Raw genomic sequence first — 17221 nt, 5'->3', positions numbered from 1 at the left:
TGTCACCGGGTGATGAAGGCGGGCGCGCACACGCTCGCGCCGGTCGAGACCTGCTCCAGGCGGGTCGATCCGCCGAGGATGCGGCGGTAGGGCTCGCTCAGCCCCACGAGGACGTCCCGCAGCGGCTGGTCGGTGGTGGCGACCCAGGGCAGCGCCGCCTCGATCCGTTCGCGCCAGTCGCGCCGGATGCCCGGGTCGGCGCCCTGCTCGGTGGTGACCTGTCCGCGGCAGCGGGGGCTGCGGCAGCGGCATCGCATGCTCCAGCCGCTGTCCTCGACGAAGGTGGCGTAGTCGCAGGTGATCTCCTGGCCGGGGGCGATGTCCCGCACGGCCAGGCCGAAGTCGAGGCCGAAGTCCAGCACGTTGGCCTCGCAGGAGTGGTTCATCAGATAGGCGCCGAGGCACGGCAGGAGCAGGCTGCCGTCGGCCAGCAGGTGTCCGTAGGTGTCGAGCGCGGTGAAGCGGTCCGGGGGCAGGGCCGCGACCTCGTCCTTGTCCCACCGTGAGCACTTGGTGCACGGCAGCCAGACCACCGTCCCGGTGGGGACGGTCTCGGTCGCGAACAGTCCCACGTTGTGCGTGGTGCTGGCACGGACGTCGATTCCGCTCGTCAGCATGGCCTCAGTCCAGCTTCAGCGCGTCGGTCAGGCGTGACTCCAGCTCGTCGACGTGTTCATGGCTCGTCCCGAGCACGAGATAGCGCCACTTCCCGTCGAAGGCGAGGGTGTCGGAGGTCAGGACGACGCCGGCCTCGGCCCCGGGCGTGAAGTCCAGGCCCGCCTGCCGCAGCCGGGCCAGGCCCGCCGTCAGGTCCGGTTGTGTCCCGCCGGTCCGGGAGTCGGCGATCCACACCGAGCGCCCGGCGCGTTCCTCCCCGAGCAGCCGCCCGACCAGCAGGTCCAGGTAAGTGCAGCCGGTCTTGCGGACGTTGCTCTCGGTCGAGTAGAGGACGTCCGCGTCGGTGATGCCCCCGTCGATGTCGAAGGGGCCCCGGTATCCCCGCCGCCGCAGGTGCTCTCCGAGGGCCAGGCCGCCGCGCACGAGTTCCTCGGTCGCGGACGAGCTCGCCACCAGGGGGGTGACCTGGCCGCTGAAGCTGCCCTTGGGGGTGCGCATCTCGCCGACGTGCATCACGCGCGGGCCGGCGTCGTGGACCTCCATCTCGACGGTGACCACGCGGGTGAAGTCGAGGCGCTCCTCGACCACCCAGCCGGGCGGCTGTTCGGTGACGGTCGCCAGATAGGCGTCGAGCTTCGTCCGGAGCGCGGGGAGGTCGGCCGACTCCCAGAAGCTGACGCCGTAGCCGTTGGAGCCACGGGCGGGTTTGACGACCGCCGCCCCGCGGTCCGTCAGCACCTTGCCCAGCGCGGTGTGCAGTGCGTCGGGGTCGGCGCAGCTGAATCCGTGCGGGACGCGGATCCCCAGCTCGCCCGCCAGTTCCCGGAAACCGGGCTTGGTGTTGACGTCGTAGACGGCGTCGACGGCGGACGCGGGGGGCTGTCCGTCCGCGTAGCCTTCGACGGGTACGCCGATGTCGGCGGCGGCCGCGAGCGCCGGGCGGTCCTGGGCGAACGCCTGGAGCCGGATGCCGGGACGTTTCCGCGCCTCGCCGCGCAGGGTGTCGAGCAGCCCGTTGCGGCGGACCGCCTCCGTGAGGGTGGCCAGACCGTCGGTGGGCGCCTCGACGACCGTCACCTCGTCGGGGGAGAAGCCGAGCAGTTCGCAGGCGTAGTCCCGCAGGGGCTCGGACATCGCCTTGGGGATCACCAGGACGTCACCGGGCTGGGTCAGCCAGATCTTGCGCGGGGAGACGGCGACCAGGGCGTCGGCGTGGCGGTGCACCGGCACGCTGGTCATCAGTTCGTTCACGAAGTTGCCGAAGACCATCAAGGGGTAGTCGCGCCGCACGTGGCTTCTCCTCACTTTCCGGGCTTCACGCCGCCGTAGATGGCGTGACCCGCCCTCATCCAGTAGGTGTCCACCTCGTCGAATCCCGCCTCGCGCAGCCAGCCCAGCTGATCGAAGAGCGGCGAGGGCTTGTCCAGCTCGTCGGGGTATTCGAAGCAACTCCATTGCAGGTCGTGGAACTTCTGGTACGGCTTGAGGTCGCCGTATCCCGTGAGGCTCTGCTCGCGCACGGCCTCGTTCCACGCCCGGCGCGCGAGGGCCACTCCCCTGTCGCCCACCGGCTGGACCAGATCGGCGAGCAGCAGGACGCCACCGGGCCGCAGCAGGGCGAACACATCGGCGAACAGCTCGCGTTTGCCGTCGCCGTCCAGGTGGTGCACGGCGAGGGAGGAGACCACCGCCGCGGGTGCCGTCTCCCGCCGCCGCCAGTCCTTGTCCGCCAGATCGAACCGTTCGGTGCGGAAGCGGCCCTGGTACGCCTTGAGTTCCCGCTCCGCCGCGGTGAGCATCGTGGGGCTCAGGTCCAGGCCGACCACGGTCGCCGACGGGAACGCCACCAGGAGCGCCTCGCTCAGCCTGCCCTGGCCGCAGCACAGGTCCAGCATCTCGACCGGTTCCCGCGGTTCGGGTATCAGGGAAACGATCGTGTCCATCTGCCTCTTGCGATCGGGAACGAAATATTCCCCGAACTCGACGAAGTCGCTGGAGTCCTCTTCCTGCCAGTCCTGCTGAACGGTCACACCACAGCCTTTCGTCAGGGTGAATTGGTCGGGCCGAGCACTCGGTGAGCACCGGGGAATTCCGGGCGTCGGCATGGCGAAGGCACACACCGAACACACATCAGAATTCAATGCACAAAGGCCGGAACAACGCCGCGGGAGCGCGCTCCGAGAAATTGCCCGCTGTACGGACGGGCCGGTTGAGCTGCTCGGACCTGATGATCCTGGGAGGTGGGGGGCTACTTCTGACACATACCGTTGGTGGTGCCATGTAACGCCATCTTGTCACAGCATCAACGACCATGGAATCGTGCCCGATAGGACAGGCGAGAAAACAGCGGTTCCTTGACCTTCTCCCGCAGCGAAGGACAGCATGAAACCCCCTGGTCTCCCCGGCATCCCGCCTCAGCCGCGCCCCACTTGGCCCACGGATCGTATACAGACACTTTCCCGGATGTCCGAAACGACTCTGCCGATCGAACGCCGGATGCGTTATCCGCGCACACCGAATCCGGTCCGGTATCGAGAACCTGGAGCAGCCGTACGTGTTGACTGAATCGACGTCCTCACCGTCCACGCCGCGCGACCGTCACGCCGCCCACCCCCTGGATCCGGTCACCGCGGAGGAGATCACGACCACCCGCGAGGTGCTGGCCGACGCCGGCAAGGTGAGCGGGACGACCCGCTTCACGGTGATGCAGCTCAGAGAGCCCGCCAAGTCCGAGGTCCTGGCCCACCGCCCCGGTGACCGGGTCGAACGGGCCTTGGACGCCGTCCTGCTGGACACGGCGACCGGCGCGGTGCACGAGGCCACCGTCTCCGTGACCCGGCGGGAGCTGCTCTCCTGGCGGCCGGTCGACACCAGCCACCACCCCTATGGACAGCCGCCCCTGGTGATGGAGGAGGGCGAGACGGTCACCCGGGCCGTCAAGTCCGACCCCCGCTGGCAGGCGGCCATGGCCGAACGCGGCATCCACGACACCGAGTTGTGCGTGATCCTCTGCCTGCCACCCGGCAACTTCGGCCATCCCGGCGAGCGGGGGCGCCGCGTCCTGCGGGCGCTGACCTTCTGGCGCGCCCACGAGCAGGACAGCCCGTGGGCGCACCCGGTGGAGGGGCTGGTCGTCAGCGTCGACGTCATCGAGCGGCGCGTCATCGCGGTCCACGACCACGGCAGCGCCCCGCTGCCCCGGGAACACGGCAACTTCCGCGAGGGCGACTGGGGTCCGCCCCGCACCGATCTGCGCCCCCTGGAGATCACCCAGCCGGAGGGGCCGAGCTTCCGGGTCGACGGGCGGTGCGTGACCTGGCAGAACTGGAGCTTCCGGGTCGGTTTCGACCAGCGCGACGGGCTGGTGCTCCACCAGCTCGCCTACCGCGACGGCGACCGGGAGCGGCCGATCCTGTACCGGGCGTCCCTGGCCGAGTTGGTGGTCCCCTACGCCGATCCGCACCCGGCCCGCTACTGGGTGACGTACTTCGACGAGGGCGAGGACCTCCTGGGCCGGGTCGCGGGCTCGCTGACCCTCGGCTGCGACTGCCTCGGGGTCATCCACTACTTCGACGCCGTGCTGCCGGACGACCACGGGCGCCCCTACACCGTGCCGAACGTCGTCTGCATGCACGAAGAGGACTACGGCGTGCTGTGGAAGCACGACGACTACTTCACCGGGGTCAGCGAGACCCGGCGTTCCCGGCGGCTCGTCCTGTCGTCCTTCACCGCGATCGGCAACTACGACTACGGCTTCTTCTGGTACCTGTACCAGGACGGGACCATCCAGTTCGAGGCGAAACTGACCGGCGTCGTCTTCGCCAACGCCCAGCGCGACGGCACCGCGAACGCGCACGCCACCCCGGTGGCCCCGGGTGTCGTCGCCCCCTTCCACCAGCACCTGTTCAACATGCGTCTGGACATGACGGTCGACGGGGTCCACAACTCCGTGGAGGAGGTGGACGTCGTCCCGCTGCCCCTGGGCGAGCACAACCCGCGGGGCAACGCCTTCACCGTCTCCAGCACACCGCTGCGGCGCGAGTCCGAGGCGGCGCGCCTGGCCGACGCCTCGGTCGGCCGGGTGTGGAAGGTGGTCAACCACGAGTCCCGCAACCGGCTCGGCGAGCCCGTGGCCTACAAGCTGGTGCCGAACCAGTCCCCCGTGCTGCTGGCGCAGCCGGGCTCCCCCCTGGCCGAGCGCGCCGCCTTCGCGACCAAACACCTGTGGGTCACCCGGTACGACCCCGCCCAGCGGTACGCGGCGGGCGACTATCCCAACCAGCACGCCGGAGGCGCCGGACTGCCCCAATGGCAGGCGGCGGACCGGGAGTTGACCGGGCAGGACGTGGTGCTGTGGCACACCTTCGGCACCACGCACATCCCGCGTCCCGAGGAATGGCCGGTCATGCCGGTGGAGTACACGGGGTTCACGCTCAAACCGGTCGGCTTCTTCGACCGCAACCCCAGCCTGGACCTGCCGCGTTCACCGCGCCCCGGCGAGGGCGGCGGATCCTGCCACGCCCCGGCCGACGCCGCGAGGAGGACCGCGTGAAATATGGCATCTACGTGCCCAACTGCTGGTCGTTCGGATCCGTGGCCGCGCTGACGCGCCTGGCCCGCGAGGCCGAGGCGGCGGGCTGGGACGGCTTCTTCGTCTGGGACCACCTCTTCGTCGCCGACGACATCCCGGTGGTGGACCCGCAGATCGCGCTGGCGGCGGTGGCGGCCGCCACCGCGCCCGACGGGCTGCGGCACCTGGGCGCGCTCGTCACCCCACTGGCGCGGCGCCGCCCCTGGAAGGTCGCCCGGGAGACCGCCGCGCTCCAGGAGCTGTCCGGGGGCCGGCTGGTGGTCGGCGTGGGTCTCGGCAGGCCGCCCGAGTACGACTTCGCGACGTCGGAACCGGCCACGTCGGCCGAGCGCGCCGCGGCGCTCGACGACGGCCTGGAGCTGTTGCGACGCTTCTGGGAGGGCAAGCCGGTGCACTGGCGCCGCCCCTCGGGCACGGACGGGCCGGAGGTCGACGCCCCGGCCTTCCTGCCCGTCCCCTCCCCCACCCCGCCCATCTGGGTGGCGGGAGCGATCCAGTACGACGAGCCGGACGCGGAGCGGGCGGCCACCGGTCCCTCGGCGGGCGGCGGCGGCCGCAGGTCCACGGAGCGCCGGGTGCGGCAGCCGGGGCGGCCCTTCCGGCGCGCCGCGGCCCACGACGGGCTCTTCCCGGTCCGGATGCCGTGGGACAACACCCGTCCCCTCAGCCCCGAGGACCTGGACCGGGCCGTACGCCTCGTGTTCCCCTCCGGGGCGCCGCCGGCGGGCTACGACATCGTCGTCACCGGCCGCACCGGGGGCCCGGACGCCCCCGTCCCGCTGAGCGCCCTCGACGCCTACGAGGCGCGGGGCGCCACCTGGTGGCTGGAGGCTCCCCCCGACCTGGCCACGCTCGACCAGGCACGCGCACTGATCACCGCCGGGCCGCCTCGGCGCTAGTGCCTCTCGGGCGAAGACGCGAGGAGACCGAAGGCAATTGAAGGAAACGAACCAGCAGGCAGGAGCGAGTGTGAGTGCCATCCAGCTTCTCTCCCTGGCCGAGGCGCAGCGGTCACCGGACTGGGCGGACCTGTGCGGCTCGGCGGACCTTTTCGCGCACCCCACATGGCTCGCCGTCGAGCGCGCCGAGGCCGGCCCCTGGATCCCCACCCGCAACGGGTGCCTGGCCGTGTCCGAGGAGGGGCGTGCGACGGCGGGGGTGACGCTGCAACAGTTCGGCCCGGGCGTCGACGACGTGATCGTACGGGCGGACAAGATGATGCGGTCGCATCCCGCGTGGAGCGGGCTCGGCGAGGAGGAGCTGCAAAGCGCCCTGCTGCCGAATCTGATGTGCGGGGGGTGGTTCAACTCCCGGATCCTCCAGGCGGACGACGTGTCGCCGGAGCGGGCCCGGGCCGACCGGCGCGCCCTCATCGCCGAGAGCGTCGAGGTGGGCCACCGCTGGGGCTGTGCCTCCGTGGTCTACCCGTATCTCGACGCCGGCCGCACGGAGCTGCGCGCGGATCTGCGCGCCGCGGGCTTCGTGGAGATACCCGCGCCGAACCGGCACGTCTTCCACAGTGACTACCCGAGCTACGAGGAGTACTTCGACCATGTCATCCGGAAGAAGACCCGGAACCAGATACGCCGTGAGCTCAAGCGGTTCGACGAGGCCGGGGTGCGGACCGCGCACGAGCTGATGGACGACTCCAACGTGGAGAAGCTGGCGCAGCTCGCGCACAACCTGGAGCTCAAGTACGGGCAGAAGTCGACGTATGAGCAGATGGCCGAGTGGTTCTCCGCCATCGCGCGGCACACCCGCACATCCGCGTTCACGGCGGAGCTGGAGGGCCGGCTGTTCGCCATGAGCATGTGGGTGCACCACGCGGGCCGTATGTACGGCTTCCACTGCGGCTTCGACTACGAGGTCGGCGACCGGCTGCACACCTATTCCGTCGTCGTCTACCGCCTGCCCATCGCCTTCGCCTGCGCCGATCCCGGCACACGGCACCTGGAGTACGGCGTGGGCGGTGACCACGCGAAACTGACCCGGGGCACGGAGGCCGTGCCGCAGGTGCTGAGCGTCAAGCCGCTGACCGACCGCGCGGAAGCCGTCGTAGCGCGCCTGCGAGAGGTCCCGGAAGGGGCGGCGGGGCCGGTGGGGACGTGGGTATGAGCACGCGGACCGCGTCGCCCTCCCCGCCCGCCGGGACGCTGATCGGTCATCACGTCCACGGACCGGCCGGGGGCGACCGGCCGACGGTGCTGCTGGTGCACGGCTGGTCCTGCTCCCGCCGCCAGTGGAAACACCTGCTTCCGGCGCTGTCCCGGCGCCACCGCACCGTGGAACTCGACCTGCCCGGCCACGGGGACACCCCGGCCGGGGTACTGTCCGGACCGCCGAGCGTCGAGGCGCTGGCCGACTGCGTCGTCGCCCTCCTGCGGGCCCGGATCCCGGACGGGCCCGTGGTGATCGTCGCGCACTCGCTCGGATCCGCCGTGGCACTCGAAGTGGCCCGCCGGTGCCCCGGCCGCGTGACGCACATCGTCTGCCTCGACGGGCTCGTCCATCTGGGGGTCTACGAGAAGCAGGACGCGACCGCCGAAGCCGCGCTGCTGGAGCCGCTGGTGAGGGACTTCCGCGACTGCGGGGACTTCGGTGCCGCCGCCCTGCGCATGCTCGACGGTTTCGTCCTGGCCCGCGAGCGGCTGCCGCGTGACGAGCTGGCGGCGGCGGTCACCTCGCTGGACGCCGGCTTCGGACTGGCTCTGTACCGGTCGCTGCTCGCCTGGGACATGGCCGAGGCGCTGGCCGCCACGACGGTCCCGGTGACCGTGGTCTGCGCCGCGGCCACCTTGTCACCCGAGGTACGTCGGCGGTACGGCACCCGGCTCGCCCTCGTCCCGGTCGCGGGCGTCGGTCACTTCCCGCACCTGGAGGCTCCCGAGGCCGTCACCCCGCTGGTCCAGGGGCTGGTCGACACGGTCGCCGGATAGGACGGGCGGGACGGGCGGCTCCTGGCGCGTGGCCGCGGATCGCGTCGCCGGTCCGCGGCCGGCGGTCGTGAAGGCCACGTAGCACGCGGCGGCCAGGAGCTCGAAGCCCGCCGCGATCAGCAGGGAGCCGGGCAGCGACCAGGACGCCAGCGGTCCGCCGAGGGCCGCCCCCACGGAATAGCCGGTGATCTTCAGGCTCGCGCCGGTGGTGAAGATCTGCCCGCGCAGCCGCTCGGGCGCCTCCCGGTGGCGGATCGCGAACAGCGCGGTCAGCTGGGGCCCGGCGCCCACGCCGGCCAGGACCAGCGCGCCGAACAGGGCGACCGGCGACACCGTGGCGGCGAGGAGGAGGGACACGGCGAGCACCAGGGTGCTGGCGAGGACGGCCTGGTCGGGGCGCAGGGTGTCGGGGCGCTTGGCCACCACGGCGTTGGCGGCGAGCGACGCCCCCGCGAAGACCGCCAGCAGGAAGGTGCCGGAGTTCGCCGAGCCGAGGGTCTCCTCGCCGAGCACGGGGCTGCACGAGACGAGCATGCCGACGCCGATGAAGGAGAGCACGGAGGTCGCGGTGGCGCGGGCCAGTCGCCGGGCCCGCACGATGGCGACGAAGCCGTCGACGAGGTCGCCGGCGACCGAGGTCCGGGGTCCTTGGCGGGAGGCCGTGGGTTGCGCGGGCAGCGTCCAGGCGGCGGGCAGGGCGAGCAGGATCAGGGCGATGGCCGCGGCGACGGCGGCGGGCGCGCCGGCGAGCAGGGCGATCGCGCCGGCGAGGGCGGGGCCCGCCAGGCTGGCGAGGTTGTAGGTCATGGCGTCGAGCGCGTTGGCCCGGGGCAGCCGGCCGGGGTCCACGACCCGGGCGAGCTGCGAGGTCCATCCGCCGGCCAGGGCGGGACCGACCAGGCCGCCCAGCACGGCGGTGGCGATGACCAGGGGCAGCGGCAGTCGCCCGAGGCCGAGCAGGATGATCGCGAGAGCGACGGAGTAGGCGGCCAACGCGCCGGTCAGTAATCTCCCGGGCCGCGCCACCCGGTCGAGCAGCGCGCCGAACACGGGCCCGCCGACCGCGGCCGAGATGGTGATGCCGGACAGCAGCGCGGAGCCGGTCGAGGGCGAGTCGGTGACTTCGACGCCCACCAGCAGGAGAGCGGGTCCGGAGATCTCGTCACCGGTGCGCGCCGCGGCGGCCCCGGCGACGTAGAGCGGCAGTCCGTAACGTCCCTTCATGCTTTGCACGTTACAGGGTAACGGATATATTTCATATACGCGTTACCAGCAACCCGCGGGACACCGACCCCGCGGCACCGAGAGCGGGCGGGACAAGGACGTATATGAAGAACACGGACGACTGGGACACGCGCCACTCCGTCCTGCGGATCGCGCAGCGCGCCGCGGCGCTCGTCAACGTCCTGGGCGAGCGGGAGGCCGGACCGGGGGACATCGAGGCGGTGCTGCACCGCTTCGGCGAGGTCGGCGGGCTGGACGTCTCCGCCGACGACGTCCGGGAGATGCGCGCGGTCGCCGAGTCCCTGCGGAGCGTGTTCGCCGCGGCCGACGTCGACGAGGCGGCGACCCGGCTGAACGGGCTCCTGGCCGAGGGATCCGGGCCCGCGCGGCTGACGTCCCACGGGGGCCTCACGCCGTGGCACATCCACCTCGACAGCGACGACGCGGCGCCGTGGGCGGAGTGGCTCCTCGCCTCGTCCTGCATGGCCCTGGCCGTGCTCATCTGGGACCGCCAGCGCCTGCCGGGAGGCGTCTGCGCCTCCCCCAGCTGCTCCAACGTGTACGTCGCGGCGGCCGGCGGCACGGCCCGTCGGTACTGCTCACCGCGCTGCGCCACACGGGAGCGGGTGGCCAGCCACCGTTCCGCACGCAGACACGCGGAGGCGGACGCGCCGTAGGGGCACTACGGGGGTCCCGAGGCGTCAGGCCGGCGCGAGGAGGGCCAGGTCACAGCGTCGGAGAGGGCAAGGTCACAGCCGCCCCCTCTGCTGTCCCTTTAGCGCTCTGCCCTAGCATCCGAGCATGACGGTCCTGCCTGACGACGGGCTTGAGCTGGCCGGCGAGTTCCCTGACGTGCCCCACGAGCAGTGGCAGCGCCTTGTGGCGGGTGTCCTGCGCAAGGCGGGCAAGGACGTCGAGGGCGCCGAGGCCGAGAAAGCCCTGTCCACCGCCCTGGAGGACGGGCTCACCACCCGGCCTCTCTACACCGCGCGCGACGCCGCGCCCGAGCCCGGCCTGCCCGGGTTCGCACCCTTTGTCCGGGGTGCCCGGGCCGAGGGGAACACCCTGGGCGGCTGGGACATCCGGCAGCGGCACACGGTGGCCGACGGCCCCGCGGTGCTCGCGGACCTGGAGAACGGCGTCACCTCGCTGTGGCTGGCCGTCGGCGACGGCGGCATCCCGGTGTCCTCCCTCGGCCGGGTCCTCGACGGCGTCTACCTCGACCTCGCCCCCGTCGTCCTCGACGCGGGCGCCGAACTCGTGCCCGCCGCACAGGAGTTGCTGCGCCTGTACGAGGAGCGGGGCGTCGCCGGGGAGGCCGCGCGCGGCAATCTGGGCGCCGATCCCCTCGGCCACGAGGCCCGCACCGGACAGGCGCAGGACATCGCACCGGTGCTCGAACTCGCCCGCCGGTGCGCCGAGGAGTATCCCGGGCTGCGGGCCCTGACCGTGGACGCGCTGCCGTATCACGAGGCCGGGGGTTCGGCCGCACAGGAGCTGGGCGCCTCGCTCGCCACCGGCGTGGCCTATCTGCGGGAGCTGACCGGGGCCGGGCTGAGCGTTGAACAGGCTTGTGCGCAGCTGGAGTTCCGGTACGCGGCGACCGCCGACCAGTTCCTGACCATCGCCAAGCTGCGGGCCGCGCGCCGGCTGTGGGCCCGGGTCGCCGAGGCCAGTGGCGCACCGGGCGCCGGAGCGCAGGTCCAGCACGCGGTCACCTCGCCGGTGATGATGTCGCGCCGCGACCCGTGGGTGAACATGCTGCGGGCGACCGTCGCCACGCTGGCGGCCGGGGCGGGCGGCGCCGACTCCGTCACCGTGCTGCCCTTCGACCACGCGCTGGGGCTGCCGGACGCGTTCGCGCGGCGCATCGCCCGCAACACCTCGACGATCCTCATCGAGGAGTCGCACCTGGCCCGGGTGATCGACCCGGCGGGCGGCTCCTGGTACGTGGAGCGGCTCACCGACGAACTCGCCCACGCGGGCTGGCAGTTCTTCCGGACGATCGAGCGGGACGGCGGCCAGGCGGCCGTGCTGCGCTCGGGCCGGATCCGCACCGACCTGGCGACGACCTGGGCGGAGCGCTCCAAGAAGCTCGCCAAGCGGCGCGAACCCATCACCGGGGTCAGCGAGTTCCCGCATCTGGCGGAGAAGCCGGTCGTCCGCGCCGCCGCCCCCGAGCCGCCGTCCGGCGGTCTGCCCCGGGTGCGCCGGGACGAGGCCTACGAGGAGCTGCGCGCCCGCTCCGACGCCCACCTCGCCGCGACCGGCTCCCGCCCGCGCGTCTACCTGGCCGCGCTCGGCCCGGCCGCCGCGCACACCGCCCGTCTGACGTTCGCCTCGAACCTGTTCCAGGCCGGCGGCATCGACCCGGTCACCGAGGGGAGCTTCGAGGACAGCGGCGCCACCGAGGCGGTGCTGTGCTCCAGCGACGCCGTGTACGAGGAGCAGGCCGAATCCGTGGCCGCGCGGCTGAAGGCCGCCGGTGCCACGCATGTGTTCCTCGCCGGCCGGGGCGAGTACACCGGCGTCGACGCGTACGTGTTCGCGGGCTGCGACGCCGTCACCCTTCTGTCCGCCACCCTCGACCGCATGGGAGTGTCCTGATGACCGCCCCTTCCGGCCCCTCCATCCCCGACTTCTCCGGGATCGAGCTGGGGACCCCGGCCGCAGCCGGTGACGCCGACGAGTGGCGTGCGGCCGTGAAGAAGGCGGCCGGCGGGGACGACCTGCTGTGGGAGACCCCGGAGGGCATCCCGGTCAAACCGCTGTACACCGGGCAGGACCTGGAGGGCCTGGACTTCCTGGGCACCTACCCGGGCGCCACGCCGTATCTGCGCGGCCCGTACCCGACGATGTACGTCAACCAGCCCTGGACGATCCGCCAGTACGCCGGCTTCTCGACGGCCGAGGAGTCCAACGCCTTCTACCGGCGCAACCTGGCGGCCGGCCAGAAGGGCCTGTCGGTCGCCTTCGACCTGCCCACGCACCGGGGTTACGACAGCGACCACCCGCGCGTGACCGGTGACGTCGGCATGGCCGGCGTGGCCATCGACTCGATCTACGACATGCGGCAGCTGTTCGACGGCATCCCGCTGGACAAGATGACCGTGTCGATGACGATGAACGGCGCCGTGCTGCCGGTGCTGGCGCTGTACATCGTCGCCGCCGAGGAACAGGGCGTGCCGCCCGAGAAGCTGGCCGGGACCATCCAGAACGACATCCTCAAGGAGTTCATGGTCCGCAACACCTACATCTATCCGCCGAAGCCGTCGATGCGGATCATCTCCGACATCTTCGCCTTCACCTCGCAGCGGATGCCGCGGTACAACTCCATCTCGATCTCCGGCTATCACATCCAGGAGGCCGGAGCGACGGCCGATCTGGAGCTGGCGTACACGCTCGCGGACGGCGTGGAGTACATCCGGGCGGGCCGTGAGGCCGGCCTGGACGTCGACGCGTTCGCGCCCCGGCTGTCGTTCTTCTGGGCGATCGGCATGAACTTCTTCATGGAGATCGCCAAGCTGCGGGCGGCGCGCCTGCTGTGGGCGAAGCTGGTCAAGCAGTTCGACCCGCAGAACTCCAAGTCCCTCTCCCTGCGCACCCATTCGCAGACCTCCGGCTGGTCGCTGACCGCGCAGGACGTGTTCAACAACGTCACGCGCACGTGTGTCGAGGCGATGGCCGCGACCCAGGGGCACACCCAGTCGCTGCACACCAACGCCCTCGACGAGGCGCTGGCGCTGCCCACCGACTTCTCCGCGCGCATCGCCCGCAACACCCAGCTGCTGATCCAGCAGGAGTCCGGCACCACCCGGGTGATCGACCCGTGGGGCGGCAGCGCGTACGTGGAGAAGCTGACGTACGACCTGGCGCGCCGGGCCTGGCAGCACATCCAGGAGGTCGAGCAGGCGGGCGGCATGGCCAAGGCGATCGACGCCGGCATTCCCAAGCTGCGCATCGAGGAGGCCGCGGCCCGCACCCAGGCCCGGATCGACTCCGGCCGCCAGCCGGTCATCGGCGTGAACAAGTACCGCGTCGACAGCGACGAGCAGATCGAGGTGCTCAAGGTCGACAACTCCTCCGTGCGCGCCCAGCAGATCGAGAAGCTGCGCCGGCTGCGCGCGGAGCGGGACGAGCAGGCGTGCCAGGACTCGCTGGACGCGCTCACCCGGGCCGCCGGGGGCGAGGGCAATCTGCTGGAGCTGGCGGTGCGCGCGGCCCGCGCCAAGGCGACCGTCGGTGAGATCTCCGACGCCCTGGAGAAGGTGTACGGCCGGCACGCGAGCCAGATCCGTACGATCTCCGGTGTGTACCGCAACGAAGCAGGCGAGTCCCCGTCCGTGGACCGCACGCGCACCCTGGTGTCCGCCTTCGCGGAGGCCGAGGGCCGGCGCCCGCGCATCCTGGTCGCCAAGATGGGCCAGGACGGCCATGACCGCGGCCAGAAGGTGATCGCCACCGCCTTCGCCGACCTCGGCTTCGACGTGGACGTCGGCCCGCTGTTCCAGACCCCGGCCGAGGTGGCCCGCCAGGCCGTCGAGGCGGACGTGCACATCGTCGGGGTCTCCTCGCTGGCCGCCGGTCACCTCACCCTCGTACCGGCGCTGAAGGAGCAACTGGCCGAGGAGGGGCGCGAGGACATCATGATCGTGGTCGGCGGGGTGATCCCGCCGCAGGACGTGCCGACGCTGCTGGAGATGGGCGCGGCGGCCGTCTTCCCGCCCGGGACGGTGATCCCGGACGCGGCGTACGACCTGGTGGGACGGTTGTCGGCGGACCTCGGGCACGAGCTGTGATCGATGTCGACGCCTATGTGAAGGGTGTGCTCGACGGGAAGCGGGCGGTCATCGCCCGCGCCATCACCCTCGTCGAGTCCACCCGCCCGCAGCACCGGGCGCTGGCGCAGCGGTTGCTCACCGAGCTGCTGCCGCACAGCGGCAGGGCCCGGCGGATCGGCGTCAGCGGGGTGCCGGGGGTCGGGAAGTCGACCTTCATCGACGCGTTCGGCACCCTGCTGACCGGGCTGGGCCACCGGGTGGCCGTCCTGGCCGTGGACCCGTCGTCCAGCCGTACCGGCGGCTCGATCCTCGGCGACAAGACGCGGATGGAGCGTCTCGCCGTGGATCCGGCGGCCTTCGTACGGCCGTCCCCCACCGCGGGCACGCTGGGCGGTGTCGCCAAGGCGACCCGTGAGTCGATCGTGGTGATGGAGGCGGCCGGCTACGACGTGATCCTGGTGGAGACGGTCGGCGTCGGCCAGTCCGAGACCGCGGTCGCGAACATGGTCGACTCCTTCCTGCTGCTCACCCTCGCCCGCACCGGAGACCAGCTGCAGGGCATCAAGAAGGGTGTGCTGGAGCTGGCCGACGTGATCGCCGTCAACAAGGCGGACGGGCCGCACGAGCGCGACGCCCGCGCGGCCGCGCGTGAACTGGCGGGCGCGCTTCGGCTGATGCACGGCGGGGACGCGATCTGGACCCCGCCGGTGCTGAGTTGCAGCGCGCGCGAGTCGACCGGTCTGGACAGTGTCTGGGAGCGCCTGGAACAGCATCGCACCCTGCTGGACTCGACGGGACGGCTCACCGCCAAGCGCCGCGACCAGCAGGTCGACTGGACATGGACCATGGTCCGCGACGAACTCCTCGACCGCCTGCACGCCGACCCGTCGGTCAGGGCGCTCGCGCCGGCCCTCGAACAGCGCGTCCGGGACGGCGAGTTGACACCCACGCTGGCGGCGGAGCGCATCCTGGGCGCCCTGCCGGGCTGGACCGACGGGGCCGGGTCGTCCTGACGCGGTCGAGGGCTCACGCTCTCAGGTAGGCCAGGACCGCCAGCACCCGGCGGTGGGTCTCGTCGGTCTGCGGCAGGTCCAGCTTGGTGAGGATGCCGCTGATGTGCTTGCCGACCGCCGCCTCGGTCACCACCAGGGCGCGGGCGACCGCCCCGTTCGACCGGCCCTCGGCGATCAGCGCCAGCACCTCGCGTTCGCGCGGGGTGAGCCGCTCCAGCGGATCCCGGCGGCGGCGCAGCAACTGGCGTACCACCTCGGGGTCGACGACCGTGCCGCCGTCCGCGACCTCGCACAGCGCGTCCACGAACTCCTCGACCTGTCCCACGCGTTCTTTCAGCAGATAGCCGACGCCTGATCCGTCGCCGGAGTCGAGCAGGTCCGCGGCGTACCTCCGCTGCACGTACTGGCTGAGGACCAGCACCGGCAAGGCGGGCCGGCTCTCCCGCAGCCGCACGGCCGCGTGCAGCCCCTCGTCCTGGAACGCGGGCGGCATGCGCACGTCCGTCACGACGACGTCGGGGGCGTGTTCCGCGACCGCGGCGATCAGCGCCTCGGCGTCGCCGACGGCCGCGACGACCTCGTGACCGCATCGCTGGAGCAGCCCGACGAGCCCCTCGCGCAGCAGCACGCTGTCCTCGGCCAGCACTACGCGCAGCGATCGGTCCACTCGCAAGGAAACTCCATACGCAACAGGGTCGGTCCGCCCGGCGGGCTGGTCAGGGAGAGTCTGCCATCGAGCGCCGACACCCGGTCCGCGAGTCCGGTCAGCCCGCTGCCCGCCGCGGGGTCCGCTCCGCCGCGCCCGTCGTCGCGCACCCGCACCACCAGACGGCCGTCGCGGTGCTCGCCGCTCACCTGGGCCCGGCTCGCCCCGCTGTGCCTGCCGACGTTGGCGAGCGCCTCGCAGACCACGAAGTAGGCGGCGGCCTCGACCGCTCGGGGCAGGCGCCCCGGGAGTTCCAGATCGACGTCCACGGGGACGGCCGAGCGGTCGGCGGCGTCGGCGACGGCCGCCGCGAGGCCGTAGTCGGCGAGGACCTTGGGGTGGATGCCGTGGATGAGTTCGCGCAGCTCCGCCAGGGCCTTGCCGGCCTCGTCGTGCGCGGTGGCGAGCCGATCGGCGAGCGGTCCGGGCGGTGCGTCGAGGCGCGCCAGGCCGAGCGCCATCGTCAGCGCGACGAGCCGCTGCTGGGCCCCGTCGTGCAGATCCCGCTCGATACGCTGGCGTTCGGCCTCGAAGGCGTCCACCAACCGGACGCGGGAGCGCGTGAGTTCGACGACCCTGTCCCCCAGCTCGGCCTCGCGCGAGGCCACCAGCAGGCGGGTCAGTGCGGCACGGGCCCCGGCGGCGACGCCCAGGACGTAGGCGCACAGCGCCATGAGGACGAGCCCGAGCAGGGCGACACCGACGGCGGCCGGCCAGCTGGTGACCGTCCACACCTTGAGCACCTTCGTCTCCCGGCCGTCGCCCACCGTGGCCATCAGCAGCGGGGCCGCGACCAGGGACAGCGGGAGGAGCAGGGCGACCGTGACGGCCAGGGCGTCGACCGGCCACAGCAGCAGCGCGAACAGCAGGGCGTAGCCCAACTCCCGCCAGGTGGCCCGCTCGTGCAGCCGGGTCGTCACCCAGGACCGCAGTCCCGCTCCGGCGGGCGCCCGGTGCTGAGCGGGCGTCGGCTCCCGGTCGACGAGGCGCAGCCGATGACGCTCGGCCCAGCCCACCGGGAGTCCGGCGAGCGCCGTGAGGGCGAGCAGCGGCAGGCCGACGAGCACGACCGTGAGGACCCCGCCGACGACGGCCAAGGTCAGCAGCGACACGAGGACCAGCACGCCGGCGACCGCACCGGTCAGCAGATAGCCGGCCGACCGCCACGGCCACGACGACAGGGGGTAGCCCGGCCGGGACATGGCCTGCCACACATTCCGAGGGTGCATGCGGATCACCGTAGAAGGGCCGCCCCGGCCGGGGCCATCGGGCCCGGGCGAGCATCGGGGTAGGCCTGGCCCTACCCCCAGGACTCGGCCCAGGCGCAATGTGCCCGCCGGTCCTGTCGCGGT

The 17221-nt window shown here is 72.3% G+C and carries 13 protein-coding genes and 1 pseudogene; 8 read left to right on the top strand and 6 right to left on the bottom strand.

Annotated elements, in window-relative coordinates:
• Positions 1–2 precede the first annotated feature (2 nt).
• From ACZ5NW_RS06535 to ACZ5NW_RS06525, 3 genes are read right to left on the bottom strand one after another with little or no spacing between them, the layout of a single operon-like run.
• Entirely contained in the window at positions 3–617 is a 615-nt protein-coding gene (locus ACZ5NW_RS06535; protein ID WP_468742589.1) for an SET domain-containing protein, read from the bottom strand.
• Between the two features lie 4 nt (positions 618–621).
• Entirely contained in the window at positions 622–1908 is a 1287-nt protein-coding gene (locus ACZ5NW_RS06530; RefSeq protein ID WP_468742588.1) for a preATP grasp domain-containing protein, read from the bottom strand.
• Positions 1909–1919: 11 nt separating this feature from the next.
• Positions 1920–2648 carry a class I SAM-dependent methyltransferase gene (locus ACZ5NW_RS06525; protein ID WP_468742587.1) on the bottom strand — a complete coding sequence of 243 codons (729 nt, stop codon included), beginning with the start codon at positions 2646–2648 and terminating at the stop codon, positions 1920–1922.
• A gap of 527 nt (positions 2649–3175) precedes the next feature.
• On the opposite strand from ACZ5NW_RS06525, the gene ACZ5NW_RS06520 reads away from it, so the two are divergent.
• The 4 genes and pseudogenes from ACZ5NW_RS06520 to ACZ5NW_RS06505 form a co-directional block, all read left to right on the top strand.
• Entirely contained in the window at positions 3176–5170 is a 1995-nt protein-coding gene (locus ACZ5NW_RS06520; protein ID WP_468742586.1) for a primary-amine oxidase, read from the top strand.
• Entirely contained in the window at positions 5167–6108 is a 942-nt protein-coding gene (locus tag ACZ5NW_RS06515) for an LLM class flavin-dependent oxidoreductase (RefSeq protein ID WP_468742585.1), read from the top strand. The genes ACZ5NW_RS06520 and ACZ5NW_RS06515 overlap by 4 nt, the downstream gene beginning before the upstream one ends.
• Before the next feature lie 70 nt (positions 6109–6178).
• Positions 6179–7324 carry a GNAT family N-acetyltransferase gene (locus ACZ5NW_RS06510; protein WP_468742584.1) on the top strand — a complete coding sequence of 382 codons (1146 nt, stop codon included), beginning with the start codon at positions 6179–6181 and terminating at the stop codon, positions 7322–7324.
• A pseudogene (locus ACZ5NW_RS06505) lies at positions 7321–8043 on the top strand (alpha/beta fold hydrolase); the annotation flags it as partial. The gene ACZ5NW_RS06510 and the pseudogene ACZ5NW_RS06505, both read left to right, overlap by 4 nt.
• Here the strand turns inward: ACZ5NW_RS06505 and ACZ5NW_RS06500 are convergent.
• A complete protein-coding gene (locus tag ACZ5NW_RS06500; protein ID WP_468742583.1) occupies positions 8008–9369 on the bottom strand; it encodes an MFS transporter in 1362 nt (453 codons plus the stop codon). The pseudogene ACZ5NW_RS06505 and the gene ACZ5NW_RS06500 sit on opposite strands and share 36 nt — an antisense overlap.
• 104 nt (positions 9370–9473) lie before the next feature.
• Here ACZ5NW_RS06500 and ACZ5NW_RS06495 point away from each other — a divergent pair, with 104 nt between their 5' ends.
• The 4 genes from ACZ5NW_RS06495 (at position 9474) to meaB (ending at position 15163) form a co-directional block, all read left to right on the top strand.
• Positions 9474–10046: a CGNR zinc finger domain-containing protein gene (locus ACZ5NW_RS06495; protein ID WP_468742582.1), complete on the top strand. Its 573-nt coding sequence runs from the start codon at positions 9474–9476 to the stop codon at positions 10044–10046.
• Between the two features lie 124 nt (positions 10047–10170).
• On the top strand, positions 10171–11976 hold the full coding sequence (locus ACZ5NW_RS06490) for a methylmalonyl-CoA mutase family protein (protein ID WP_468742581.1): 1806 nt from the start codon (positions 10171–10173) through the stop codon (positions 11974–11976).
• Positions 11976–14168, top strand: coding sequence for a methylmalonyl-CoA mutase (gene scpA / locus ACZ5NW_RS06485; protein ID WP_468742580.1), 2193 nt, complete (start codon positions 11976–11978; stop codon positions 14166–14168). The genes ACZ5NW_RS06490 and scpA overlap by 1 nt, the downstream gene beginning before the upstream one ends.
• On the top strand, positions 14165–15163 hold the full coding sequence (meaB, locus tag ACZ5NW_RS06480) for a methylmalonyl Co-A mutase-associated GTPase MeaB (protein WP_468742579.1): 999 nt from the start codon (positions 14165–14167) through the stop codon (positions 15161–15163). Before scpA ends, meaB begins: the two co-directional genes overlap by 4 nt.
• A gap of 13 nt (positions 15164–15176) precedes the next feature.
• Here the strand turns inward: meaB and ACZ5NW_RS06475 are convergent, their stop codons facing one another.
• On the bottom strand, positions 15177–15836 hold the full coding sequence (locus tag ACZ5NW_RS06475) for a response regulator (protein WP_468742578.1): 660 nt from the start codon (positions 15834–15836) through the stop codon (positions 15177–15179).
• On the bottom strand, positions 15809–17071 hold the full coding sequence (locus tag ACZ5NW_RS06470; RefSeq protein ID WP_468743006.1) for a sensor histidine kinase: 1263 nt from the start codon (positions 17069–17071) through the stop codon (positions 15809–15811). The genes ACZ5NW_RS06475 and ACZ5NW_RS06470 overlap by 28 nt, the downstream gene beginning before the upstream one ends.
• Positions 17072–17221 lie beyond the last annotated feature (150 nt).

This window comes from Streptomyces sp. NPDC032126 (genome assembly GCF_055580085.1).
This window is presented reverse-complemented; position numbering and strand designations above follow the sequence as displayed.

Excerpts from the sequence above, each read along its gene's own strand:
- ACZ5NW_RS06535 (WP_468742589.1), bottom strand. The coding sequence starts at position 617 with ATGCTGACGAGCGGAATCGACGTCCGTGCCAGCACCACGCACAACGTG.
- ACZ5NW_RS06500 (WP_468742583.1), bottom strand. The coding sequence starts at position 9,369 with ATGAAGGGACGTTACGGACTGCCGCTCTACGTCGCCGGGGCCGCCGCG.
- ACZ5NW_RS06495 (WP_468742582.1), top strand. The coding sequence starts at position 9,474 with ATGAAGAACACGGACGACTGGGACACGCGCCACTCCGTCCTGCGGATC.
- ACZ5NW_RS06490 (WP_468742581.1), top strand. The coding sequence starts at position 10,171 with ATGACGGTCCTGCCTGACGACGGGCTTGAGCTGGCCGGCGAGTTCCCT.
- scpA (WP_468742580.1), top strand. The coding sequence starts at position 11,976 with ATGACCGCCCCTTCCGGCCCCTCCATCCCCGACTTCTCCGGGATCGAG.
- ACZ5NW_RS06470 (WP_468743006.1), bottom strand. The coding sequence starts at position 17,071 with ATGTCCCGGCCGGGCTACCCCCTGTCGTCGTGGCCGTGGCGGTCGGCC.